Raw genomic sequence first — 23,701 nt, 5'->3', positions numbered from 1 at the left:
GGCGTATCACAAGACCACCCACAGTTTTCACCGTTTCTACCGTCATCCCAACTTGCTCAAGGCGGGGCCAGAGCAGGTCACACCGGTGGCCCCGGAGCAGGTCTGGGTCGCTGACATCACCTATCTGCCAGCCAGGAGCGGGCCGCTATACCTGAGCCTGGTGACGGATGCGTACTCACTGGATTTGACCCCATAGATCCAGCCACTTTTTCCCGCTTAGGGTTGTGATACCCGACTGAGCAGAAATTCCCGAGGTGAACGGTATCCCAAGGCGCTGTGCGGATGGTGCTCGTTATAATGCTCAAACTCGATGGCCAAATTACCTACCGCTGTTCGGCTATCTGGTTTTGGCATCATATCGATATAGTCTCGCTTCATCGTCACCTAAATATTACTTGTGAGGCTGTTTTTTTACAAAAGCCATAGTTATTGAAAAAAATGTGTTCCCAGTCCTTTCACACTCCATAAACCTCAGCACCAGCTTTGGCCAAAGTGCTTAAGGTATAGAGAACAACAAGGTGGCCTGAGCCAATCAGGAGTATTCATGTCCGATCTGACCCTTTATTTCGCTCCCGGCACCTGTGCCATGGCCGTGCAGATTGCCCTGCTGGAAGCGAATGCCCCGTTCCAATCCCGTCTCGTCAACCTCGCCGCAGGAGAGCAGCGTGATCCTGCGTATCTTGCCATCAACCCCAAAGGGCGGGTGCCTGCCCTGATCACCGAGCAGGGCACCCTGACCGAGACCCCGGCCCTGCTGCTCTATGTGGCGCAGCGCTTCCCCGCAGCCAAGCTGGCGCCGCTGGACAACCCGTTCCTGCTGGCCCGCATGCAGGAGGTCAACAGCTTCCTCGCCTCCACCGTGCATGTCTCCCACGCCCACGGTCGCCGTGGCAGCCGCTGGGCCGATGACGAGCAGGCCATTGCCGCCATGCAGCAGAAAGTCGCCAGCAATATGCGCGATGGCTTTGCCCAGATTGAGCAGCACTATCTGGCAGGACCCTGGGTGCTGGGCGAGCAGTTCAGCGTGGCGGATATCTATCTGTTCGTGGTCGCGGGCTGGCTGAAAAGCGATGGGGTCGAGATCAGTGAATTCCCCAAAGTGGCCGATCATTATCAACGCATGCTGAGCCGTCCGGCGGTCGCCAAGGCACTGGCCAACTAACCATAAAATCAATAGCTCGATGAATAACAAGGGTGTCAGGGCTCTGCTGACACCCTTCCTGCCTCCTCCCCTGCACTTCTTCTCCCGCCTTTGAGATCGTTTTCACATTTCCGTGGTTTTGCCGTGGCCCTTCCTTAGTAAAAAGCCTATCTTTGCGCCATGACGCAACCGGTTGCGTAACCGGTTGCCTAGCGGTTCACAGATTGACGGGCCAAGGCCTGATGAGGTGCTGTATGAAACGAGGCGTACTGCTCAATGCTCCCCTGAGTGCTCTGGTGGCACAGATGGGCCACACCGACGAGATCACCGTCTGCGATGCAGGCTTGCCCATTCCGGCAGGGCCGGAGCGGATCGATCTGGCGCTGATGGCGGGGACGCCCAGTCTTGAAACCGTACTGACCGCCCTGCTCACCGATCTGGTGGTGGAGAAGGTGATCATGGCAAGCGAGATCAAGCAGATCAGCCCCGCCGCCCATCAGGCGCTGGTCGATCAGCTTGAAGCACACGCAGCCGCCCAGGGCAAGCCCATCACCATCGAATACTGCCTGCATGAGGAGTTCAAAACCCGCTCCCGCCAGAGCAAGGCGATCGTGCGCAGCGGCGAGGTGACTCCCTACGCCAACCTGATCCTCTGCGCCGGTGTGGCGTTCTGACATTCTTCAAAGAAGGCCTCTTCAAGGAAGCTGCAAATGAGCACAACCTCCCCCCTCTCACCCATTCTGGAGCTGACCGGGATCGTCAAGACCTTCCCCGGTGTACGCGCCCTCGACGAAGCGGGTCTGCGGGTCTATCCGGGCCAGGTGATGGCCTTGCTCGGTGAAAATGGCGCCGGTAAATCCACCCTGATGAAGGTGCTGACCGGCATCTATCAGGCCGATGCGGGCAGCGTCAGCTACCGCGGCCAACCGGTCCACTTCAAGGGGCCGCGCGATTCTCAGGATCAGGGGATCAGCATCATCCACCAAGAGCTGAACCTGCTGCCGGAGTTGTCGATTGCCGCCAACATCTTCCTCGGGCGCGAACCGCGTACCCGTTTTGGCAGCATCGACCACCAACAGCTGCGCGAACGGGCGAGCGGCCTGCTGGCGCGACTTGGCGTCAAACACGGGCCGGATACCCGACTCGGGGATCTCTCCATCGGCGAACAGCAGATGGTGGAGATCGCCAAGGCGCTGTCGTTCGATGCCAGCGTCATCATCATGGATGAACCCACCGATGCGTTGACCGATACCGAAACCGAGCAGCTGTTCAAGGTTATCCGCGAGCTGCGCGAACAAGGCTGCGGCATCGTCTATATCTCCCACCGCCTCAAGGAGATCTTCGAGATCTGCGATCGGGTCACTGTGCTGCGCGATGGCAAGTGGATTGGCGAGAAGGCGGTGAGCGATCTGGATGAAGACAAGATCATCGAGATGATGGTGGGCCGCCGGCTGGAAGAGCAGTATCCGCGTCTTGAGCGCGAGCTTGGCCCCGTCAGCCTGCAGGTGAAAGATCTGGCCGGTCCCGGCGTGCGCGGGGTGAGCTTCTCCCTGCGTCAGGGAGAAATTCTGGGCTTTAGCGGCCTGATGGGCTCCGGCCGTACCGAGCTGATGAAGCTTATCTATGGCGCCAGCCCCATCAGCTCCGGTGAAGTGGCAGTGGACGGTCATGCTCTGGTGCCCAAAAGCCCGGCCGATGGGCTGGCCGCAGGCATCGCCTATATCTCCGAAGATCGCAAGGGGGATGGGCTGGTGCTGGAGCTGTCGGTGCGCGAAAACATGAGTCTGTGCGCCCTCGACGAGTTCATCAGCAACGGCAAGATCGACGGCAAGGCCGAGCGGCAGGCGGTGAGCGACTATGTGCGTCTGTTCAACATCAAGACCCCGAGTCAGGATCAGCTGATCAAGCTGCTCTCCGGCGGCAACCAGCAGAAGGTGGCCATCGCCAAGGGGCTGCTGACCCGGCCCAAGGTGCTGATCCTCGACGAGCCAACCCGCGGCGTCGACGTGGGGGCGAAGAAGGAAATTTATCAGCTGATCAATCAGTTCAAGAAGGAGGGGATGAGCATCATTCTGGTCTCCTCAGAGATGCCGGAAGTGCTCGGCATGAGTGATCGCATCATAGTGATGCACGAAGGGCGCATCAGCGCAGAGTTCAACACCCGCGATGCCAATCAGGAGAAGCTGATGGCGGCGGCAGTCGGTAAACAGTGGCAAGCAGAGCAAGAGGCATCCCAATGACAACCCAAACCCTTTCCCGCCGCGGCGTCATGAGCAAGGCGTGGTGGATCGAGAACAAATCCCTGGTCGCGCTGCTGGTCCTGATTGGTGTGGTCTCCTTTCTGAGCCCCAACTTCTTCACCGCCGACAACCTGCTCAACATCCTGCGCCAAACCTCGGTCAACGCCATCATGGCGGTCGGCATGACGCTGGTTATCCTTACCGCAGGTATCGATCTGTCGGTCGGCTCTGTGCTCGCCCTGTGCGGCGCGCTGGCCGCCACCATGGTCGCCATGGAGCTGCCGATCTGGCTGGTGGTGCCCCTCACTCTGGGTGCCGGTGCCCTGCTGGGAGGTGTCAGCGGTCTCATCATTGCCAAGGGCAAGGTGCAGGCATTTATTGCTACCCTGGTCACCATGACTGCCCTGCGCGGCATTACCATGGTCTATACCGAGGGGCGCCCCATCTCCACCGGTTTCAGTGACGGCGCCGATCACTTTGCTTGGCTCGGTACCGGTTACCTGTTCGGTCTGCCGGTACCCATCTGGCTGATGGCCATCGTCTTCCTGCTCGCCTGGTTCATGCTCAACCACACCCGTCTCGGTCGCTACATCTACGCGCTGGGTGGCAACGAATCGGCTACCCGCCTCTCCGGTATCAATGTGGATCGGGTGAAGCTGGCGGTGTATGGTCTGTGCGGCGCGCTCTCGGCACTGGCAGGGCTTATCGTTACCTCTCGTCTCTCCTCTGCCCAGCCGACAGCGGGCATGGGTTACGAGCTGGATGCCATCGCCGCCGTGGTGCTGGGTGGTACCAGCCTGATGGGCGGCAAGGGCCGTATCATGGGTACCCTGATAGGGGCGCTGATCATCGGCTTCCTGAACAACGCCCTCAACCTGCTCGACGTATCCTCCTATTACCAGATGATCGCCAAGGCCAGCGTGATCTTGCTTGCCGTGATGATCGATAACAAAAGCAATCGTTGATAAGACAAGCCACACACAAGGAATGAAATGATGAAAAAGCTCAATACCCTGCTCGCTGCCGCCATCATGTCCGTGCTGGGCACCGCCCATGCCGCCGATCAAACCCTGGCCATGGTGGTCTCCACCCTCAACAACCCCTTCTTCGTCACCATGAAAGAGGGTGCCGAAGCCAAAGCCAAAGAGCTTGGCTACGAGATGGTGGTGCTGGACTCCCAGAATGACCCGGCCAAAGAGCTCTCCAACATGGAAGATCTCACCGTGCGCAAGGTCGGCGCCATTCTGATCAACCCCACCGACTCCGAAGCGGTCGGCAACGCCATTCGTCTGGCCAACCGCGCCAGCATTCCGGTGCTAACCCTGGACCGCGGCGCTGCGCAGGGTGAGGTCAAGGCTCACATTGCCTCCGACAACGTGGCGGGCGGCAAGCTGGCCGGTGACTTTATCACCGAGAAACTGGGTACCGGTGCCAAGGTGATCCAGCTGGAAGGGATTGCCGGTACCTCCGCCGCCCGCGACCGTGGTGAAGGCTTTGCCCTGGCCGTGGCAGCCAACAAACTGCAGGTGCTGGCTTCCCAGCCTGCCGACTTTGACCGCACCAAGGGTCTGAACGTCATGGAAAACCTGCTGGCGGCCCACCCGACCGTTCAGGCTGTGTTCGCCCAGAACGACGAGATGGCGCTGGGTGCCATCCGCGCGGTGCAGGCTGCCGGTAAAGAGGTGATGATCGTCGGCTTCGACGGCACTGACGATGGCAAAGCCGCCGTTGCCAAGGGTAAACTGGCCGCCACGGTGGCCCAGCAGCCTGCCCTGATCGGTGCCATCGGCGTCGAGACTGCCGACAAGGTGCTGAAAGGTCAGCCGGTAGAGAAATCCATCCCGGTACCGCTGCAAGTAGTCAGCAAGTAAGTTCTCGAGGGGAGGTTCGCCTCCCCTTTTCCCTCTCGTTCAGGTGCCTCCCGGCTTGGGCTCACGCCATCACAGTGTTCAAGCCAAGATGCATCAGGAGTAGTCAACATGAATCGTCTCGTCGTTCTGGGCAGTGTCAATGCAGACCATGTGCTGCGCGTTCCCCACTTTCCTCGCCCGGGTGAAACCCTGACCGGCCACAGCTATCAGGTAGTGCCCGGTGGCAAGGGGGCCAATCAGGCAGTCGCTGCCGCACGCCTCGGTGCCGCCGTCTCCTTTATCGCCCGCATCGGTGATGACGCCATCGGCCACCAGATGAAAGCCGGCTTTGCCAAAGATGGCATCGACGTCAGTGCCGTCGAGCTCGATCCCAAGCTCCCGACCGGTATCGCCATCATCTATGTGAGCGATGAGGGGGAGAACAGTATCGGTATCTCCGCCGAAGCCAACGGGGCCATCACTCCGGCTGTGGTGAAAAACCACGAAGCCATGATCGCCGACGCCCCCACCCTGCTGTTGCAACTGGAAGTGCCGCTCGAGAGCGTCCATGAGGCTGCACGGCTGGCTCACGCCCACGGCACCCGGGTGGTGCTCAACCCCGCCCCTGCCCGTCCGCTCTCGAGCGAACTGCTGGCACTGGTGGATCTAATCACCCCCAACCAGACCGAGGCCGAGCTGTTGACCGGCGTCAAAGTCACCGATGAAGCGAGTGCCCGCGAGGCGGCCGCCCGCTTCCACCAGATGGGGATTGCGGACGTGATGATCACCCTGGGGTCGCAGGGGGTCTATTGCAGCAACGCACAGCAGCAACAGCTGATCCCGGGCTTTCGGGTCAAGGCAGTGGATACCACAGCCGCGGGCGATACCTTCAACGGCGCCCTGCTGGCAGCGGAACTGGCCGGTGCCGATTTCCACAGCGCGGTGCGCTTTGCCCACGGGGCGGCGGCGCTCTCCGTCACCCGCTTCGGCGCCCAGAGTTCCATCCCGAGCAAGCAGGAGGTCGACACCTTCCTGCTTGAGCAGACTGCGCAGGGGCACTGATGGCCAATATCAAGGAGGTGGCGGCGAGGGCCCAAGTCTCCACCACCACCGTCTCCCATGTCATCAACGAGACCCGCTTCGTTGCCGAGGAGACCCGTGAGCGGGTCTTCGCCGCCATGCGCGAGCTCAACTATGCCCCGAGTCTGGTGGCTCGCAGCCTCAAGGTGAAGGAGACCAACAGTATCGGCATGCTGGTCACCACCTCCAGCAACCCCTTCTTTGCCGAGGTGGTGCGCGGGGTGGAGCGTTACTGCTTCGAGCAGGGCTACAACCTGATGCTGGGCAACACCGAGGGGCAAGCCGAGACGGCTCTCTCCTACCTCAAGATGATGCTGCGCAAGCGGGTCGATGGCCTGCTGATCATGTGTAGCGAAGGCCAACAAGAGGTGTTCAACCAGCTCGACTGGCTCAAGAGCCTGCCGGTGGTGGTGATGGATTGGGGGCTGGTCAGCGAAGATGTGGATCTTATCGCCGACAACTCCTTCCACGGCGGTTATCTCGCAACCCGCCATCTGATTGAGCTGGGCCATACCGCCATCGGCTGCATCACAGGCCCCCACAGCCGCGCCCCCGCCAACCAGCGCCAAGCTGGCTTTGAGCAGGCGTTGCAGGAGGCAGGTCTCACGCTCAATCAAGAGTGGATCCAGGAGGGTGATTTTGACTGCGCCAGCGGCCATCAGGCGATGACCCACCTACTGGCGCTGCCCGAACGCCCCACCGCCCTCTTTGTCTGCAACGACATGATGGCGATGGGGGCTATCAGTGCCGCCCATCAGGCGGGGCTGGTGATCCCGCGGGATATCTCCATCGTTGGCTATGACAATGTGGCGCTGGCCGAATTTATGTCGCCGCCACTCACTACCGTCAACCAGCCCAAAGAGGAGCTGGGGCGCCTCGCAGTCACCCGCCTGTTGGCTCGCATCAACGGCGAAGCGGTGGAGAACCACCTGATCACCGTCGACCCAGACCTGGTGATCAGGCAATCCTGCGCCCCTCGCCCCTGACGTTCAGGGGCAATAAACGCACAAGGCGACCGCGAGGTCGCCTTGTGTCATTTTGTATCTTGCCGGTGCAATACCGCTTTTTGCCCTCAGGCCAGCGACCGGGTCTCCCTGGCCGCCAGCACTTGCAGTTGCACCAACCCCAATCGTCGGGCCAGAGGCTGCAACAACTCGCCATCTTCATCACCCTGCGGCAACCAGTAGCGGACAGGCCAGCCTGCTGCCAGCTGCGCCGCGGTGGTGCTGCCAATCTCTCTGAGCGCCAGAGTACAACCCTGCTGCCGCAATCCCGACAGCAGGGCACCATCCGGCTGCAGCATCGGCACCAGCAACACCAGCGGCGTACGGGAAGCCCCAGGCATATAGGCCAGTAGATGGGTCAGCTGGGCCTGGTTGTCGAGCGGGACCAGCAGTGCCCGACCATCGGCATACTGCGCCTCGTGCGCCTGCAGCACACGGGCCAACACGGGCCCCAGTACGCCGCACTCCTGCAGCCAGCGCATATGGCATGGGAATCCCTGCTCACGCCACTCAAGCGCCAATTGCCACATGTCGTTGCCCTGCCCGTCCGTCAGCGCCTGAAATGCCACTCGCAGCGGTGCTGGCTCGCGCCCCGCCAGCCACTCTCGCAGCTGATGAAGCTGCTGCTGACTCAACTGCAACTGCTGCAGCATGGCGGGTTCAAACCAGCTGATCGCCCCCTCCTGGCTACGCTTGGCCTGGTTAAGGGCCAGGATGGCCTGATCCAGCAACCGGGCGGCATCCTGTTGCTGCGCCTTGGCGACCCCGAGCCGACAGGCAAGATCGAAGCTGCACTCCCGGGTCACGAACTCGAAATGGAGCAGATCCACCAGCTCATGAATGGCGGTTTCCAGCGCATCATTCGCCTTGGTCAGCACCACGGCAAATTCATCTCCGCCGAGCCGGTAAGCGTGGCTGCCATGGGCCTGCAGCAGCTTGTTGGCCACCATCTGCAACAACCGATCACCGACCTGATAACCCAGCAGATCATTGACCTGCTTGAAGCGCTTGAGATCGAGCACCACCAAAGCGCTCACCTCGCCAGCATGCAGAGCGCGAGAGAGCTGTTCCTGCAGGGCACGGCGGTTGCCAAGCTGGGTCAGGGGATCGAGCAGGGCAAGCCGGCGGTTCGCCAGATTGGCGCGAATGAGGGCTGCGACCAGAGCGCCACCGGTCAGCAGCAGGATCAGTTGCCAGATCTGCAGCCAGAACAGGCTGTTGCGGATCTGGCTGACCGAATGCTCCCGCTCCAGGCCAGAGAGGATCTGATCCCCTATCTGTTCGATGAGACGGGTCTGGCTGGCGATCGCCTCCTGCAAACGGGCAAGCTCAGCCCCCTCGCGCAGCGCACCAGCCTCCATCTGGGGTTCGAGCTGCTTGATCTGCTCGAACAGGGTGGCCAGCACTTTGCCGAGCCCGTGCCGCTGACGCATCTCGGCGGTTTCACTGCTGATGAGGAAGATGTCGAGCCGGTTCCACAGCAGATCGTAATCGAGGCTCAGGGTCTCCATCGACAGTCTGCCAGCCCGGTAGAGCTGCAGGTCGTAGAGGAAACGCTGGGATTCGAGCATTACCTGGCTGATGTTCCAGTGGACATTGCGGTAGAAAGTATCGACCAACTGCTCCTGCCGATACTGCAGATAGAGGCTGCTACCCGACGAGAGCAGAAACAGCAGCGACACCGCAACCAACAGCAGATTTTGGCGGGATAGCCCCATCAATCGACGATCTCGATGCGGGTAACCTGCCACACCATGCAGTTGTGGATAGCTGGCACGTCCAGCTTGGGATAGGTGGTGAACGGGATGAGCAGCCAGAGCGGCCCCTTGTTGCGCCGGGTCAGCGGTTTGCCGTCCTCCTGACGCACCAGGGTCAGCGGCACGCCGTCGAACAGGGCCAGATCCACCACCTGCTGATAGCCGTTGAGGGCCGAGACGGCGATCTTACGAGCATCCGGGATCCCTTGCGCCGCCAGCACGGTTGACAGGGTCGGCCCGCGATAGTGGTGGGCGCCCTGAGTCCAGGGGGTAGTCGTGGTGAATTCGGTCTGTGGCAAGGCGGAGAGGGCCGCCTCATCGAGGGTCACCTGCTGGCCATCTGGCAGTACCAGAGTCATCAGGGGGATGGAGGCCGATGCGCTGGCACTGGCCAGCATCAGGAGAAAAAAAGCGATCCATTGCTTTACTGCGGTCATGGTAATTTGCGCCAACTGCGTCCCATTTTTTAAATGGTTGCCAGTGTGGCGATTTCACCGATCCATTGCAACTGTCCCGTCACACAGTAGCTCAGGGACCGCGCATCTCCATCCAGTTGTGCCCCTCGACTTGCCTCGGTTGATGAATGCCACACGCCTCCAGCAACTCATCGACATAGGCGGGCACCAGCAGGGAGGCCGGCCCATAGCGTTTTTCGTCAAACTGGCTACCCACCTCGCTCGGTTCGAGATTGAGCTCGATGGTGTGCGCCCCGTTCAATCCCGCTTCATGGACAAACCCGGCGGCCGGATAGACAGCGCCAGAGGTGCCGATGGAGATAAAGAGATCGCACTGGGCCAGCGCACTATAGATGCGATCCAGCCCGAGCGGCATTTCGCCAAACCAGACCACATGGGGACGCATCGGCTGAGGGAACTGGCAACAGGAGCAGAGCTCGTCCTGATGGAGATCACCGCGCCACTCGATCACCTGACCGGACTCGGGGCAGCGGGCCTTGAGCAGCTCCCCGTGCATATGGATAAGGTTCTTGCTGCCAGCGCTCTCGTGCAGATTGTCGATGTTCTGGGTGACCAGAGTCACCGAACCGGGCAGCAGTCGTTCGAGGCGGGCCAGCGCATAGTGGGCCGGATTGGGGTGAACCTGAGGCTGTTGCAGCTGTTTGCGGCGGGAGTTGTAAAAGCGCAGCACCAGTTCGGGATCCCGGGCATACCCCTCGGGGGTCGCCACATCCTCGACCTTGTGCTCTTCCCACAAACCGTCGCAGGCACGAAAAGTCTTGATGCCGGATTCGGCAGAGATCCCCGCGCCGGTCAGGATCACGATATGTTTATATGACTGCGCCATAAGCTGCTCCGTCTATCCCCGCACAATAAATGTGACCTTAGCACAGGGAAAAAAGTGTCACTATTCGCCCTTGGTCTTAAGCGGCGCCGCTGGCGGTGCGGCTAACCAGGCATCCAGTACCGACAGATCCAGCCTGACAAAGACCATCTCCCGCCCGGTCACCAGGGTCAGCGGCAAGCCAAGGCGCTTGAGCAGGGTCAGCATGGGCCGGTTCTGGGCCAGCACTTCCGCCGTCCACTCCCGGATCCCGTCCTCCCTGGCCAGCAGTGCCAGCGCCAGCAGAATGCGCCTCCCCGCCCCCTTGTGCTGAAAGTGATCCGCTACGATGCAAGAAAACTCCGCCCGATCGGGATGAAGGCGGCGGCGGATTGATTGCGCCTGAGCCAGCGGCTCACCGGCCAGATCGGTCAGTAGCAGCGAGATCTGTTGTTCGGGATGGTAATTGAGATATTGGGCTACCTGTTCCGGTGGCGGCGTCCGTTTCGGGCGCATAAAGCGCAGATAGATGCTCTCTTCACTCAATGCATCGTAAGCGGCCAGCATGCGGGCAGGCGCCACACCATGCAGCTCGCGCAGCAGGCAAGGCACCCCGGAGACCTGCATCGCCAGTGGCAGCGCGGCCCGGGAAACCGGATGGGGCCAGCCCTCCAGCCCTTTGCCAAGGCGCTCCCGGTGCATGGGCCAGCAGAGATAGCGCGGCATGGCTTACCAGCGCCCCGTCATACCGCGCTCTCGCCACACCTCGACGTCGAGCAGGTTGTAAGGATCATCCAGATAGACGGCGATCCCCAGCTCCCGAACCCGGGCCATAAAACGTCCCAGCAGGGAGTCACCGGTCAAGGACTCCATCTCCGGCAAGATCCCCTGCCCCAGTAGCAAGGCTTGCAGCGGCAAACGCTCCAGCAGATCGAATGGCAGATGCTGGCTGTTATCGAGCAGCAGCGCCAGCTTGCTCCCAGCCAGGCTGGCTTGCAGCACCAGTGCGAAGCGATCGGCATTGCCGAGCAGGTGGTCTCGACGGTGGATCAGCAGGGTCAGTTCGGCTGGGGTGCGCGACTGCTCCGTCAGCCAATCCTTGAGCGCCTCCCAGCGGCTGGGCAAACCCGTCACCGCCAGCCAGACCGGATGAGGGGTTGCGGGACTGGAGAGCAGCCCAAGCTGACCCTGCACCTCCCCCTGCCACCGGCGGATGGAGCGGCGCTGGCCGCTCAAGCGCTGCTGACGCAGCGGGCCCAGATAGAGTCGACGCAGCAACCTGAGCAGCTCGTCGCAATCAAGCGGCTTGGCCAGCGCCGCCAGAATATTGAAACCGGCATCGTGCAGCAGGCGGCGGGCACCGTCGATCAGCGTCTGCTCATGGGCCGAAAGCAGCACAATGGGCAGCCCGGCCTCCTGCAACTGGGGCTGGTTCATCAGCAGACTGATGGCATCTTGCTCCACCAGACTGAGATCGCACACCAGCAGGCTGATGTCGCCCGCCGACAATGCCGCAAGACAGGCCGATTCATCCTGTACCCACTGACAGGAGAGCCCCAACCCGGCGATTGTCTGTTGCAATTGCATCCCCTGAAACGGGTGATCCTCGAGCAGCAGTACCTTGTTAGCGGCCAGCCAGTTGCACCATTTACGGTAACTGGCGGCAAGCCCCCCCAGCCAATCCTCGCCGATAGCGTAGATCCCCTCATGCTGCAACTGGGGGAAATAGTCCGCCTGCTGATGAGCGGCGGGGTCGTAAAGGGCAATGGCACCTGCCGCAAACAACCCTTCCCACTGCCAGCAGGCATCCGGTCGGGTACGGTGCAGCGTGACATAGGAGGGCAATGTCATGGTGCTGGCCAACTCATGGGCGGTGCTGTCGAGGGCATAGAGCACAATGGGGCAAAATCCTGCCGCCTCATGCTCTTCCGAATCGAGCAACGCCAGTAATTCTTCATCAGTGATGATCATCTTGAGCCCTCTTTGAAAACTGCTGGCTGAACTCATCCAGTGCCCGGTTCAATCTGGCTTGCAGCATCGGATGGGGCGCCTGTTGCCACTCTTCAATGACCGCCACCAACGCAGTCGCCCCTACCATTCTGGCGGCCCCCTTCAACTTGTGTAAAGCAGCATTCACGCCAACTTCATCTTCTTCTGTGCTGCAGCGCTCAAGTTCGGCCAAATCATCACGGGTAGCCTTCAGATAAAGGGCGGCCAGTTCATCGGTCAGCAGCGAGGCAACCGGTGTCGGGGCGACAACATTGCTCCCCTCTTTGGCAATATGGCGCAGCAAGGTCGCCAGCTCCTTGAGGGCGACCGGCTTGTCCAGATGACCATCGCAACCGCAGGATTGCAGCTCCCTTGCCGCCTGATCACTGAGATCTGCGGTGATCACATAGACCGGCAGACGGGCCCAACAGGCGGATTGGCGCAATTTCCTGCACAGCTCGGCCCCGTTCATCACCGGCATCTGCAGATCGGTCAGCACAAAATCCACCTCCTGCTGCGCCAGCATATCCAGCGCCAGCTGCCCGTTGGCGGCAGTGATAACGCTGGCACCAAGTTGCCCCAGTTGCAGGCTGATCAGCTCGCGATTGACATCGTGATCTTCAACCAGCAGTACCCGCATGCCAAGCCCGGGCTGGGTACCGGCCACCGGTTGATCCGGGGTCAACCGTGGCTGCAGCAGAGTGATGATGGTCCCGGGCACCCAGGACTCCCCTTGCCAGGCCCAATAGTAGAGCCCCTTCTCGTCCACCTCCGCTTGCAGCGTATCAACGGCGTTGCTGACGGTGGCGATCCCCAAGCGACTGAGCCAGGGCGACAGCGCTTGCGCCTCATCATGGGGTAAAGAGAGTGCCAGCTGCCGCACATTGGGCAGCCAGTCCGGCTCCTGCTGCACCCGCTTCAGGGGCAACTCGCAATAGAAGCGGCTACCACCACCGGCACGCCCCTCGACATCGATAAGCCCCCCCATCTGCTCGATCAGCTGCTTGCAGATCGCCAGACCAAGACCGGTGCCCGGCGCCCGCAGCTGGCCTTCTACGGCAAACTGCTCGAACGGCATAAAGAGCGTGGTGCGCATCTTGGCGGTGATCCCCGGTCCCTGATCATCCACACCGAAGCGCAAGGTCGATGCGACCACCTCGGCCCACAGCACCACTTCCCCACGCAGGCTGAACTTGATGGCATTGGAGAGCAGGTTGTGGAGCACTTGCCGTACCCGGTGAGGGTCGAGGGTCTGCAGGGCTGGCAGAGCCGGGTCCAACTTAAGGCGCAGTTGCAATCCCTTGGCCCGCGCCTTGGTCCAGTGCACTGCCGCCACGTGCTCGCACAGCTCGGCAAAATCGGTGGGCTGGGGCGAGAGGGAGAGTTTGCTGTTTTCGTTGCGGCTAAAGTCGAGCACATCGTTGAGCAGGCCGAGCAGCTCATCCCCCGCCTGACGTACCCGTGCCAGCGCCGAATCCTGCTCTCTCGACAAAGGAGTGCTGGCCAGCCACTCCAGCAAGCCGAGCATGGCGTTCATCGGCGTGCGGATCTCGTGGCTGATGGCGGCCAAAAAGCGCCCCTTGGCCAGCACTGCCTGTTGCGCCTGCTCATGGGAGTGCTGCAATGCCTGATCCTGCTCGACCCTGATAGTGGCATCCTGCATCACCGCATAAATTCGCCAACCCTGCGGCTGACTGCGGCCACGGCCATAGAGCTGCAACCAGCGCACACCCTTGGTCGGATGGTGATAGCGCATGGTGAACGCGAAGGGTTTGCCTGCCTGCAGCATGGCGAACATCTCACGGCTTACCCGACGGCGATCCTCGCGCTCCAGCATAATGAGCACCCGTTTGGGCTCACGACGGATCTGCTGGCTCGCAAGCCCCAGCAGCTCGTAACAGCCCCGGCTGATAAACTCGATCCCCCCTACCCGTCCCCGCTCGAACATAAACTGCAGCACCACGCCGGGCACGGTATTGGTCAGGGCGCGCAGGCGGCGCTCTGCCTGACGCAGAAAACGGGCCTGCTCACGCAGCACACTGATATCCGACAGGGCGATGAGATCGGTGGCAGGTGCTTGCTTGTCCAGCCGCAGCGGATGCTGGGCATAGGCGAAGACCTGATCCCCCAGCACCAGCTCTCCTTCACTCTTCTGAGGCTGCACCGGCGGCAGCATCAACTGCTGCGAATAGCGCAGGGCCAGACGTCGCCCCTGCTTGTTGGATTTGATCACCTTGCCCTGGCTATTGCGCAGATAGACGGGCACTGGCAACGCCTGAAACATGGTCTCCCGTAGCTCGCTCTCGATGGCTAGCGCCTTCTCGGCGGCGTGACGCTGGGCCACCTCCCGTGCCAGTTGCTGGCGGGAACGCCAGATCCCGCCGATGACAATACCGCTGATCAGCAGTGCCATGGCGATGGAGCCAAACCAGGCGGCGTAGCTCACACCGGGCTGCTGCACGACGAGCAAGCGGCGCCAGCGCTGGTTAAGTTCGTCAATCTGGGTGCTAGTCAGCGCCATCAGGTTGCGATCCATCACCCCGGCCAGTTCGGTCTGACTCTTGTTGATGGCAAAGCCAAGACTGAAGCGATCTTCCAGCTCCTCGATATCGAGCCCTTCCAGCAAGTTGGTACGCTGGGGATATTGAAGCTGATATAGCTCGCTCAGCATGGCGTCAGCCTTGCCCTGTTTGATCGCGGCAAGCCCCTGCTCGAGGCCGTCGGTGCGAACCCACTCCTGATCACCGAGCAGGGCGAGCAAGGAGGGATCGTAGAGGGATTCCGGCACCAGAATACGCTGCCGCTTGAGCTGCGCGATGCGGTCGGCAGCCAGCTTGCGCTTGCTGATCAAGGCAAACCGGTTGGTGGAGATCGTCCGACTGAAAATGAACTGATCCGTCAATGCCGGGGATTCCGGCAAGCCGGCCATCATGTCCGCCTCACCACGGCGCAGCTTTTCTACGGCCTCCGCCTTGCTGGCGGCAGGCACCAGCTTGTATTTCAGGCCGGTCTCCTGGGTGACCCAGCGCAGCACATCCGCGCTCCACCCTTTCGCCTCCCCCAGATCATTGACACCGCTATAGGGCATCAACTCGGGATTGACCACCAGGCGAATGGTGCGCCCGCGGCCGGATAACCAGGCCTGCTCGGTATCGCTGAAGTGGGGTTGGTTGACGTAGAGCGACCCCTGATCGAGATAGCGAGCCAGATCGGTATAGATAGTACCGGCGGGCATATGACGGATCAGGGTGTCCACCAGATTGGCCAACTCAGGCTGATCACGCATCATCAGGCGATAGCTGATGATCCGATCCTCACCAAACAGGCGGCGCAGACGCAAACCATCGGCCGGAAACTCGCGCATCAGATAGCGCAGTTGCAGATAGTCCCCCAGATAGGCGTCACCCTTGCCACTCTGCAGCGCGTCGTAGACCTTCTCTCCGCTCTTTAGGGAAATAATGCGCGCCTGTGGATATAGCTCGTGCAGCAGGCGGGCAGAGTCTGCCACCGAGTAGACCAGAAAGCGGGCCTGTTTGAGATTTTCACCCTTGTAGAGGATGGCGGCATCGGTCTCCATCATCGGACGGCTTAACCGCATGCCCTCCACGGCCTTCTTGCGGGTTCCGACATAGGGAATGATGTCGCATTCCCCCTCTGCGAGCCCGTTGCGCAATGTCTGCCAATCGGGCAACTCTTTGAGCACGAGGGGAACCGGGAACAGCTCCTGCAACCGGGCGAGACGATCCTTGAGCAGTCCCCCCTCGGCCATCAGGTATGGTGGAGGAAGCGTCGCAGGATAGCAGAGCGAAAGCTGACTCAGTGAATTTACATAAGCTTGGGTCGCCGGCGCCAACGGCAGCACTGTGCTCTGCAAAGGCTTGGCGTGCAATGGCAGTGCCAGTACGGCACCCAGAAGAAAAACGGGGAATTTGGTCATCTGAAAACAAAAGCCAGGCATCTGCCTGGCTTTTTATCACTCGTTGGGTTCAACATTTTCTACCCTGGCCTTGAGCTTTTGGCCAGGCCGGAAGGTCACCACGCGGCGGGCGCTGATAGGAATATCCTCGCCCGTCTTGGGGTTGCGTCCGGGACGCTGATTCTTCTCACGAAGGTCAAAGTTACCGAAGCCTGAAATCTTGACTTGTTCACCACGCTCAAGCGCCTGTCGGATTTCCTCAAAGAAGGCTTCCACCATATCTTTGGCTTCACGCTTGCTCATCCCGAGCTGGGTGAACAGGTGCTCTGCAATGTCGGCTTTGGTAAGCGCCATAGATCAATCCCTCAAGGATGCATTCAACTCTTCACCAAGGGCCCGCACGACATTGTCTACGGTCTCGGCAATCTCTTTCTCCTCCAGGGTGCGCTGGGTGTCTTGCAATACAAGACTGATGGCCAGGCTCTTCTTGTCCTCTGCCATACCAGCACCCTGGTATACGTCAAACAAGTTTATTCCAACTACCTGATTTCCGCCAACTTTTTTAATTACCGCAAGCACATCACCTGCCAGAACCTGACGATCGACCACGACGGCGATGTCGCGACGGTTCGCCGGGAACTTGGAAACTTCGGCTGCAACCGGCACCTTGGCCGGGGTCAGCTTGTCCAGCTCCAGCTCAAACATCACCGCGCGGCTCTTGAGGCCCAGCTTCTTCTCGAGGCTCGGGTGGATCACGCCGATGTGGCCGATGACCTCGCCATTACGCAGGATGGCTGCGCTCTGGCCCGGGTGCAGGGCGCTGTGCTCGGTGCGCTCGAAGGTAAAGGTGGCCCCTTCGGCGGTCAAGTCCAGCACCGCTTCCAGATCCCCTTTCAAATCAAAGAAGTCGGCTGCACGGGTTTTGATATCCCAGTGCTCGTCGCTCTGGTTGCCAGTGATGATACCGGCCAGCATGGGCTCCTGACGGATGCCGTTCTCGGCGGTTTCATCCTTGATGAAACGCAGACCCTGTTCAAACAGACGCACGCGCGGCTGCTGACGGTTCTGGTTGTAAACGACGGCCTGCACCAGACCCGGGAACAGAGAGACACGCATGGCGGACATCTCGACCGAGATCGGGTTCGGCAGCAAGATGGCATCGCTCTGCGGGAACAGGGTTTGCTGAGTCTTGGGATCGACGAAGCTGTAGGTGATCGCTTCCTGGAAGCCGCGGTCAACCAGCAGGTCGCGCACACGCTTCAGGGCCACCTGCCCTTCTGCCTGCTCCACCATCGCCAGAGAGGCGGCGGGTTTCAGGTTCGGGATGTTGTTGTAGCCGTAGATGCGGGCCACTTCCTCGATGAGGTCTTCCTCGATGGCGATATCGAAACGCCAGGAGGGTGCCAGCGCGGTCCAACCGTCAGCATCCACAGTGACCTGCATACCGAGGCGAGTCAGGATCTCGACCACCTGAGCGTCAGCCACGCTGATACCGATCACTTTGTCGAGCTTGCTGCGACGCAGCTTGATGGGGGCCGCTTTCGGCAGATGGGCATCGGATTTGACCTCGATGACCGGACCCGCTTCGCCGCCGCAGATGTCCAGCAGCAGACGGGTGGCACGATCCATTACCTTGGCTTGCAGCTGCGGATCAACCCCGCGCTCGAAGCGATGGGAGGAGTCGGTGTGCAGACCGTAAGCACGGGCACGGCCGGTGATGGAGAGCGGCGCGAAGAAGGCGCACTCCAGCAGGATGTCGGTGGTGGTCTCGGATACACCGGTGCGGTTGCCGCCGAAGATACCGGCCATGCAGGCAGGACCTTTGGCATCGGCAATCACCAAAGTGGTCTCTTTGAGCTTCACTTCGTTGCCGTCGAGCAGGGTCATCGGCTCATCGGCGTGGGCACGACGCACCACCAGTTCCCCTTCCAGGGTAGCCAGATCGAAGGCGTGCATCGGCTGACCGTATTCCAACAGCAGGTAGTTGGTGATGTCGACGATGGCGTCGATGGAGCGGATACCACCACGGCGCAGCTTCTCTTGCATCCAGAGCGGGCTCTGGGCCTGCAAGTTCAGCCCCTTGATGACGCGACCCAGATAACGGGGGCAATCAGCTGGTGCTTCAACCCGGATCGGGAAAGTTGCATCAATGGTGGCAACAGCTGGTGCCCAGGTCGGCTCGACCACGTCCACACTGTTAAGCACGCCAATTTCACGGGCCAGACCCGCGATACCGAGGCAATCAGCACGGTTCGGAGTCAGATCCACATCAATGGAGACGTCGTTCAGATTGAGGTAGTCGCGAATATCGGTACCGATGGGGGCATCAGCCGGCAGCTCGATGATGCCATCGGCTTCAACATCGATACCCAGCTCACTGAAAGAGCAGAGCATGCCATGGGACGGCTGGCCACGCAGCTTGGCTTTCTTGATGGTGAAATCACCCGGCAGGGTCGCCCCTACTTTGGCCACACACACTTTCAGGCCCTGACGGCAGTTCGGCGCGCCACAGACGATGTCCAGCAGCTCGGTCTCGCCCACGTTGACCTTGGTCACCCGCAGCTTGTCGGCGTCAGGATGCTGGGCGCACTCGACCACTTCACCCACGACCACATTGTTGAACTGGCCAGCCACCGCTTCCACGGCGTCCACTTCCAGACCGGCCATGGTGATCTGCTCGGCCAACGCGTTGTCACTCAACTCGGTGCGGACCCACTCCATCACCCAGGATTTACTGAATTTCATGTTCTCTCGCCCTTACTTGAACTGCTTGAGGAAGCGCAGGTCGTTTTCGAAGAAGGCACGCAGGTCGTTGACCCCGTAACGCAGCATGGTCAGGCGCTCAACGCCCATGCCGAAGGCAAAGCCGGAGTATTTTTCCGGATCGATGCCGACCGAACGCAGTACGTTCGGGTGCACCATGCCGCAGCCCAGCACTTCCAGCCACTTGCCGTTCTTGCCCATCACATCTACTTCAGCGCTCGGCTCGGTGAACGGGAAATAGGAAGGACGGAAGCGAATGGTCAGGTCTTCCTCGAAGTAGTTGCGCAGGAAGTCGTGCAGGATGCCCTTCAGCTCGGTAAAGCTGGCATGCTCGTCAACCAGCAGACCTTCAACCTGATGGAACATCGGGGTGTGGGTCATGTCGTAGTCGTTACGATAGACGCGGCCCGGTGCAATGATGCGGATCGGCGGCTGCTGATGCTCCATGGTACGGATCTGCACGCCCGAGGTGTGGGTACGCAGCATCAGATCAGGATTGAAGTAGAAGGTATCGTGATCGGTACGCGCCGGGTGATGAGCCGGAATGTTCAGCGCATCGAAGTTGTGGAAGCCATCTTCAATCTCGGGACCACGGGCAACCTTGAAGCCCATCTCGCCAAACAGGCGCTCGATGCGCTCGATGGTGCGGGTTACCGGATGCAGACCACCATTCTCGATGCGACGGCCCGGCAGGCTGACATCGATGGTCTCGGCGGCCAGCTTCTGGTTCAGCACGGCGACTTCGAGCGCTTCACGACGCTCGTTCAGCGCATCCTGAACCTGCTGTTTTGCCTGGTTGATCACGGCGCCCGCGGCGGGACGCTCTTCGGCAGACAAGGCACCCAGGCCCTTCATCTGCTCGGTAAAAAAGCCCTTTTTACCCAGATATTTGACCCGGATTTCGTCGAGGGTAGCGATATCGCTCACGCCCTCAATTTCGGCTCTGGCTTGGCCGACTACTTCTTCAAGCTGTTGCATGTCTTCCTCGTCACCACTCCCGGTACAGGAGCCTTTAGGCTAAATAAGGTCAAGAGGGGAATAATACAAAAAAAGCCCCTTCGCTGACCATAGCTAAGGTGGGCTTTTCTCCCTACAAATCATTTTGTTATATCAAGCGAGTCTCATCGACTCACCGCCACTCCTGAAATATCAGAACTAGCATCTAGTTTGTTGGCATATAAGCCTTTTGTAGAACAGGTCATCTCGCACATATCGCCTTGTGTGGAGAAAACTGTAGCGCGTGTAAAACAGTGGACAGAATATGGATGGGAGAAAGGGAAAAGTAATGTGAAACCGTGAATGACAAACACAAAAAAGGAGGCCTGAGCCTCCTTTTAGCGTTTATAACAGAACTGGATTAAACCAGAGCTGCTTTAGCTTTTTCAACCAGGGCGGTGAAAGCCATTTTGTCGTGAACAGCGATATCGGACAGGATCTTGCGATCGATCTCGATAGAAGCCTTCTTCAGACCGTTGATCAGACGGCTGTAGGACAGACCGTTCTGACGGGCTGCAGCGTTGATACGCGCAATCCACAGCTGACGGAACTGACGCTTTTTCTGGCGACGGTCACGGTAGGCATACTGACCAGCTTTGGTTACCGCTTGTACCGCTACGCGGTAAACACGGGAACGGGCGCCGTAGTAACCTTTGGCGGCTTTCATTACTTTCTTGTGACGAGCTCGAGCAGTCACACCACGTTTAACTCTTGGCATTTTTCACATCCCCCCTTATGCGTACGGCAGACAAGCGACAACACGTTTGTGGTCGGCAGCAGAAACCATGAATTTCGGCCCCAGCTGACGCTTACGCTTGCTGCTCTTCTTGGTCAGGATGTGACGCAGGTGGTTGTGCTTGCACTTGAAGCGACCCGAGCCAGTCTTTTTGAAGCGCTTTGCAGCACCCCGGTTGGTTTTCATCTTCGGCATTTCATACTCCGCATTGTGAGTGACAACAAAATCGCAAGGCGAACCAACTCATGGGGCAAGCCCCATGAGTCAATTTCTTGTGGGCCTTAAGATTTCTTCTTAGGTGCGAGGACCATCACAGCTTGACGGCCTTCGACTTTCGGGAACGACTCGACTACGGCCAACTCTTCCAGATCGTTCTTGACGCGCTCCAGAACCTTGATACCAAGATCCTGGTGGGCCATTTCACGACCACGGAAGCGCAGGGTGACCTTAGCCTTGTCCCCGTCTTCCAGAAAGCGAACCAGGTTGCGTAGTTTTACCTGATAGTCGCCTTCGTCAGTGCCAGGACGGAATTTGATTTCCTTGACCTGGACGACTTTCTGCTTTTTCTTCTGTTCTTTGGTTGTTTTGCTCTTTTCGTAGAGGAATTTGCCGTAATCCATGATCCGGCAAACGGGCGGCTCAGCATTTGGACTGATCTCTACCAGATCAACTCCGGCCTCTGCGGCCAAGTTCAGAGCATCCTGAATGGAGGTGATGCCAATGGCTTCACCATCCAGACCAGTCAGACGAACTTCTTTCAGACGGATCTCTTCATTGATCCGGTGAGCGCGGGCTTGCGGTTGCTTGCCCAGTTTTTTTCCGCCTTTTATAGCTTATTCCTCCACTTTCTTTTGTCCGCGGGTCTGAACTTCCTGGGTCAACAGAGCGATGAACTCTTCAACAGGATAAGTGCCCAAGTCAGCCCCTTTACGAGTCCGTACTGCAATCTTACCGGCTTCAACTTCTTTATCGCCGCAGACCAGCATGAAAGGTACTCGCTTCAAAGTATGCTCGCGGATTTTAAAGCCAATCTTCTCATTTCTCAAGTCCGCTTTTGCGCGAAGGCCCGCATCATTCAATGCTTTGGCTACTTTCACCGCATAATCGGCCTGATTGTCCGTGATATTCATGACCACAGCCTGAGTCGGTGCCAACCAGGTCGGGAACAGACCGGCGTACTCTTCAGTCAGAATACCGATGAAGCGCTCGATAGAACCCAGGATGGCCCGGTGGATCATCACAGGTACATGGCGATCGTTGTTTTCGCCCACATAAGTGGCACCCAGACGACCAGGCAGGGCAAAGTCGAGCTGCACGGTACCACATTGCCACGCACGATCAAGGCAATCGTGCAGGGTAAATTCAATTTTGGGACCGTAGAACGCCCCTTCACCCGGCTGCAGATCGTACTTCAGACCGTTGAGCTCCAGCGCTTCGGCCAGCGCTTTCTCGGCGCGATCCCACATCTCGTCGGAGCCGATACGCTGCTCGGGACGAGTGGAGAGCTTGACCACGATGTTCTCGAAGCCAAAGGTACCGTAGACGTCATAGACCATACGAATACAGCCGGAGACCTCTTCCATGATCTGCTCTTCGGTACAGAAGATGTGCGCGTCATCCTGAGTGAATCCGCGCACCCGCATCAGACCGTGAAGGGAACCGGACGGCTCGTTGCGGTGGCAGGAACCAAACTCGGCCATACGCAGCGGCAGATCGCGGTAGGACTTCAGACCCTGGTTGAAGATCTGGACGTGACCCGGGCAGTTCATCGGCTTGATGGCGTACTCGCGGTTTTCGGACTGGGTAGTGAACATGGCCTGGGCGTATTTCTCCCAGTGACCTGAACGCTCCCACAGGACGCGGTCCATCATGAACGGACCTTTCACTTCCTGATAGTCGTACTCTTTGAGCTTGCCGCGGATAAAGGTTTCCAGCTCACGGAAGATGGTCCAGCCATCGTTGTGCCAGAACACCATACCGGGTGCTTCTTCCTGCATGTGATACAGGTCAAGCTGCTTGCCGATCTTGCGGTGGTCGCGCTTGGCGGCCTCTTCCAGACGCTGCAAATAGGCCTTGAGCTGCTTCTTGTCAGCCCAGGCGGTACCGTAGATACGCTGCAGCATCTTGTTGTTGGAGTCGCCGCGCCAGTAGGCGCCGGACATCTTCAGCAACTTGAAGTGGTGGCAGTGACGCATGTTGGGCACGTGCGGGCCGCGACACATGTCGATGTACTCTTCGTGATGATAGAGACCTGGCTGGTCATCACGGGCAATGTTCTGATCCAGGATTTCGACTTTGTAAGACTCGCCGCGCGCCTCGAATACATCGCGCGCTTCTTGCCAGGAGACTTTCTTCTTGATGACGTCGTAATCCTTGGCTACAAGCGCCAGCATGCGCTCTTCCAGGGCAGCCAGATCTTCATCGGTCAGGGTACGGTCAAGATCAACGTCATAGTAGAAGCCGTTGTCGATGACAGGACCGATGGCCATCTTGGTCTGGGGCCAGAGTTGCTTGATAGCATGACCCAGCAAGTGGGCGCAGGAGTGGCGCAGGATGTCCAGACCTTCTTCGTCTTTGGCGGTGATGATGGCCAGCGAGGCATCGGCTTCGATCAGCTCGCACGCATCCACCAGTTCACCGTTTACCCGACCGGCAATGCACGCTTTGGCGAGACCGGGACCGATGTCCGCAGCCACATCCATAACGGAAACAGAGTGGGCAAATTGACGTTGGCTGCCGTCAGGCAGAGTAATGATTGGCATTATGTGTTTCCTTATACAGTGGTGACCCCTACCAAAGGTCACATGCGGGATGGAAAAGAGATTCAAAAAGGTGATGTTCTGGTTCTCCACAGCACTTTGCGAAGACGGCCTGACACGTAAACCACATGTCTAACGTGACAAACCAAGCCAAAACGGTCCCATGCTACCAGAAGTCGGGCGTGCTGTATC

At 59.5% G+C, this 23,701-nt stretch carries 20 protein-coding genes and 2 pseudogenes; 8 read left to right on the top strand and 14 right to left on the bottom strand.

What is annotated here, in order from left to right:
* A pseudogene (locus tag ACB040_RS01805) lies at positions 1–178 on the top strand (IS3 family transposase); the annotation flags it as partial.
* A gap of 38 nt (positions 179–216) precedes the next feature.
* Here ACB040_RS01805 and ACB040_RS01800 read toward each other — a convergent pair.
* A pseudogene (locus ACB040_RS01800) lies at positions 217–381 on the bottom strand (integrase core domain-containing protein); the annotation flags it as partial.
* 163 nt (positions 382–544) lie between these two features.
* Here ACB040_RS01800 and ACB040_RS01795 point away from each other — a divergent pair.
* The 7 genes from ACB040_RS01795 to ACB040_RS01765 all read left to right on the top strand — a co-directional run bounded on the left by ACB040_RS01795 (position 545) and on the right by ACB040_RS01765 (position 7,297).
* Positions 545–1,162, top strand: a complete 618-nt coding sequence (locus tag ACB040_RS01795) for a glutathione S-transferase family protein (RefSeq protein WP_368177375.1) — start codon at positions 545–547, stop codon at positions 1,160–1,162.
* A gap of 233 nt (positions 1,163–1,395) precedes the next feature.
* On the top strand, positions 1,396–1,815 hold the full coding sequence (gene rbsD / locus ACB040_RS01790; protein ID WP_005351944.1) for a D-ribose pyranase: 420 nt from the start codon (positions 1,396–1,398) through the stop codon (positions 1,813–1,815).
* 36 nt (positions 1,816–1,851) lie between these two features.
* Positions 1,852–3,381, top strand: a complete 1,530-nt coding sequence (gene rbsA / locus ACB040_RS01785) for a ribose ABC transporter ATP-binding protein RbsA (protein WP_371156044.1) — start codon at positions 1,852–1,854, stop codon at positions 3,379–3,381.
* A complete protein-coding gene (gene rbsC / locus ACB040_RS01780) occupies positions 3,378–4,346 on the top strand; it encodes a ribose ABC transporter permease (RefSeq protein WP_005336670.1) in 969 nt (322 codons plus the stop codon). The genes rbsA and rbsC overlap by 4 nt, the downstream gene beginning before the upstream one ends.
* A 30-nt stretch (positions 4,347–4,376) precedes the next feature.
* Positions 4,377–5,252: a ribose ABC transporter substrate-binding protein RbsB gene (gene rbsB / locus ACB040_RS01775; RefSeq protein ID WP_371156046.1), complete on the top strand. Its 876-nt coding sequence runs from the start codon at positions 4,377–4,379 to the stop codon at positions 5,250–5,252.
* Positions 5,253–5,360: 108 nt separating this feature from the next.
* Complete coding sequence (rbsK, locus tag ACB040_RS01770) at positions 5,361–6,293, top strand: ribokinase (RefSeq protein WP_371156048.1); 933 nt, start codon at positions 5,361–5,363, stop codon at positions 6,291–6,293.
* The gene (locus tag ACB040_RS01765) at positions 6,293–7,297 is read left to right on the top strand and encodes a substrate-binding domain-containing protein (RefSeq protein WP_371156050.1); all 1,005 of its coding nucleotides are present in this window, start codon (positions 6,293–6,295) and stop codon (positions 7,295–7,297) included. Before rbsK ends, ACB040_RS01765 begins: the two co-directional genes overlap by 1 nt.
* A gap of 86 nt (positions 7,298–7,383) precedes the next feature.
* Here the strand turns inward: ACB040_RS01765 and ACB040_RS01760 are convergent, their stop codons facing one another.
* The 13 genes from ACB040_RS01760 to thrS all read right to left on the bottom strand — a co-directional run bounded on the left by ACB040_RS01760 (position 7,384) and on the right by thrS (position 23,512).
* Positions 7,384–9,033 (bottom strand): diguanylate cyclase domain-containing protein, encoded by a 1,650-nt coding sequence (locus tag ACB040_RS01760; RefSeq protein WP_371156052.1) that lies wholly within the window; start codon positions 9,031–9,033, stop codon positions 7,384–7,386.
* Positions 9,033–9,509, bottom strand: a complete 477-nt coding sequence (locus ACB040_RS01755; RefSeq protein ID WP_201989407.1) for a hypothetical protein — start codon at positions 9,507–9,509, stop codon at positions 9,033–9,035. Before ACB040_RS01755 ends, ACB040_RS01760 begins: the two co-directional genes overlap by 1 nt.
* Positions 9,510–9,600: 91 nt before the next feature.
* Positions 9,601–10,374: a Sir2 family NAD+-dependent deacetylase gene (cobB, locus tag ACB040_RS01750; RefSeq protein ID WP_005336680.1), complete on the bottom strand. Its 774-nt coding sequence runs from the start codon at positions 10,372–10,374 to the stop codon at positions 9,601–9,603.
* A 60-nt stretch (positions 10,375–10,434) separates the two neighbouring features.
* Positions 10,435–11,076: an N-acetyltransferase family protein gene (locus ACB040_RS01745; RefSeq protein ID WP_371156055.1), complete on the bottom strand. Its 642-nt coding sequence runs from the start codon at positions 11,074–11,076 to the stop codon at positions 10,435–10,437.
* Between the two features lie 3 nt (positions 11,077–11,079).
* On the bottom strand, positions 11,080–12,321 hold the full coding sequence (locus ACB040_RS01740) for a response regulator (RefSeq protein ID WP_201974238.1): 1,242 nt from the start codon (positions 12,319–12,321) through the stop codon (positions 11,080–11,082).
* The gene (locus ACB040_RS01735; protein WP_371156057.1) at positions 12,308–16,297 is read right to left on the bottom strand and encodes a response regulator; all 3,990 of its coding nucleotides are present in this window, start codon (positions 16,295–16,297) and stop codon (positions 12,308–12,310) included. The genes ACB040_RS01740 and ACB040_RS01735 overlap by 14 nt, the downstream gene beginning before the upstream one ends.
* Positions 16,298–16,312: 15 nt before the next feature.
* Positions 16,313–16,609, bottom strand: a complete 297-nt coding sequence (gene ihfA, locus ACB040_RS01730; RefSeq protein WP_005300715.1) for an integration host factor subunit alpha — start codon at positions 16,607–16,609, stop codon at positions 16,313–16,315.
* A gap of 3 nt (positions 16,610–16,612) precedes the next feature.
* Positions 16,613–19,000, bottom strand: a complete 2,388-nt coding sequence (gene pheT / locus ACB040_RS01725) for a phenylalanine--tRNA ligase subunit beta (RefSeq protein ID WP_319919853.1) — start codon at positions 18,998–19,000, stop codon at positions 16,613–16,615.
* A gap of 12 nt (positions 19,001–19,012) precedes the next feature.
* Entirely contained in the window at positions 19,013–19,996 is a 984-nt protein-coding gene (gene pheS / locus ACB040_RS01720; RefSeq protein WP_005336686.1) for a phenylalanine--tRNA ligase subunit alpha, read from the bottom strand.
* Between the two features lie 379 nt (positions 19,997–20,375).
* Positions 20,376–20,732 carry a 50S ribosomal protein L20 gene (rplT, locus tag ACB040_RS01715; RefSeq protein ID WP_005336687.1) on the bottom strand — a complete coding sequence of 119 codons (357 nt, stop codon included), beginning with the start codon at positions 20,730–20,732 and terminating at the stop codon, positions 20,376–20,378.
* 15 nt (positions 20,733–20,747) lie between these two features.
* Positions 20,748–20,945, bottom strand: coding sequence for a 50S ribosomal protein L35 (rpmI, locus tag ACB040_RS01710; protein ID WP_005336688.1), 198 nt, complete (start codon positions 20,943–20,945; stop codon positions 20,748–20,750).
* A gap of 86 nt (positions 20,946–21,031) precedes the next feature.
* Entirely contained in the window at positions 21,032–21,562 is a 531-nt protein-coding gene (gene infC, locus ACB040_RS01705; protein WP_196783562.1) for a translation initiation factor IF-3, read from the bottom strand.
* A gap of 21 nt (positions 21,563–21,583) precedes the next feature.
* Positions 21,584–23,512: a threonine--tRNA ligase gene (gene thrS, locus ACB040_RS01700; protein ID WP_064336042.1), complete on the bottom strand. Its 1,929-nt coding sequence runs from the start codon at positions 23,510–23,512 to the stop codon at positions 21,584–21,586.
* Between the last annotated feature and the right edge of the window lie 189 nt (positions 23,513–23,701).

The sequence above is a fragment of the Aeromonas sp. S11(2024) genome (assembly GCF_041402345.1).
Classification (GTDB): domain Bacteria; phylum Pseudomonadota; class Gammaproteobacteria; order Enterobacterales; family Aeromonadaceae; genus Aeromonas; species Aeromonas veronii.
The sequence above is the reverse complement of the archived record's forward strand: the minus strand, read 5'-3'. Positions and strand labels throughout refer to the sequence as shown.

Excerpts from the sequence above, each read along its gene's own strand:
- rbsK (WP_371156048.1), top strand. The coding sequence starts at position 5,361 with ATGAATCGTCTCGTCGTTCTGGGCAGTGTCAATGCAGACCATGTGCTG.
- cobB (WP_005336680.1), bottom strand. The coding sequence starts at position 10,374 with ATGGCGCAGTCATATAAACATATCGTGATCCTGACCGGCGCGGGGATC.
- rplT (WP_005336687.1), bottom strand. The coding sequence starts at position 20,732 with ATGCCAAGAGTTAAACGTGGTGTGACTGCTCGAGCTCGTCACAAGAAA.
- rbsD (WP_005351944.1), top strand. The coding sequence starts at position 1,396 with ATGAAACGAGGCGTACTGCTCAATGCTCCCCTGAGTGCTCTGGTGGCA.
- ACB040_RS01735 (WP_371156057.1), bottom strand. The coding sequence starts at position 16,297 with ATGCCTGGCTTTTGTTTTCAGATGACCAAATTCCCCGTTTTTCTTCTG.
- ihfA (WP_005300715.1), bottom strand. The coding sequence starts at position 16,609 with ATGGCGCTTACCAAAGCCGACATTGCAGAGCACCTGTTCACCCAGCTC.
- rbsA (WP_371156044.1), top strand. The coding sequence starts at position 1,852 with ATGAGCACAACCTCCCCCCTCTCACCCATTCTGGAGCTGACCGGGATC.
- rpmI (WP_005336688.1), bottom strand. The coding sequence starts at position 20,945 with ATGCCGAAGATGAAAACCAACCGGGGTGCTGCAAAGCGCTTCAAAAAG.
- ACB040_RS01740 (WP_201974238.1), bottom strand. The coding sequence starts at position 12,321 with ATGATCATCACTGATGAAGAATTACTGGCGTTGCTCGATTCGGAAGAG.
- ACB040_RS01755 (WP_201989407.1), bottom strand. The coding sequence starts at position 9,509 with ATGACCGCAGTAAAGCAATGGATCGCTTTTTTTCTCCTGATGCTGGCC.
- ACB040_RS01765 (WP_371156050.1), top strand. The coding sequence starts at position 6,293 with ATGGCCAATATCAAGGAGGTGGCGGCGAGGGCCCAAGTCTCCACCACC.
- ACB040_RS01795 (WP_368177375.1), top strand. The coding sequence starts at position 545 with ATGTCCGATCTGACCCTTTATTTCGCTCCCGGCACCTGTGCCATGGCC.
- rbsC (WP_005336670.1), top strand. The coding sequence starts at position 3,378 with ATGACAACCCAAACCCTTTCCCGCCGCGGCGTCATGAGCAAGGCGTGG.
- thrS (WP_064336042.1), bottom strand. The coding sequence starts at position 23,512 with ATGCCAATCATTACTCTGCCTGACGGCAGCCAACGTCAATTTGCCCAC.
- pheT (WP_319919853.1), bottom strand. The coding sequence starts at position 19,000 with ATGAAATTCAGTAAATCCTGGGTGATGGAGTGGGTCCGCACCGAGTTG.
- rbsB (WP_371156046.1), top strand. The coding sequence starts at position 4,377 with ATGAAAAAGCTCAATACCCTGCTCGCTGCCGCCATCATGTCCGTGCTG.
- pheS (WP_005336686.1), bottom strand. The coding sequence starts at position 19,996 with ATGCAACAGCTTGAAGAAGTAGTCGGCCAAGCCAGAGCCGAAATTGAG.
- ACB040_RS01760 (WP_371156052.1), bottom strand. The coding sequence starts at position 9,033 with ATGGGGCTATCCCGCCAAAATCTGCTGTTGGTTGCGGTGTCGCTGCTG.
- ACB040_RS01745 (WP_371156055.1), bottom strand. The coding sequence starts at position 11,076 with ATGCCGCGCTATCTCTGCTGGCCCATGCACCGGGAGCGCCTTGGCAAA.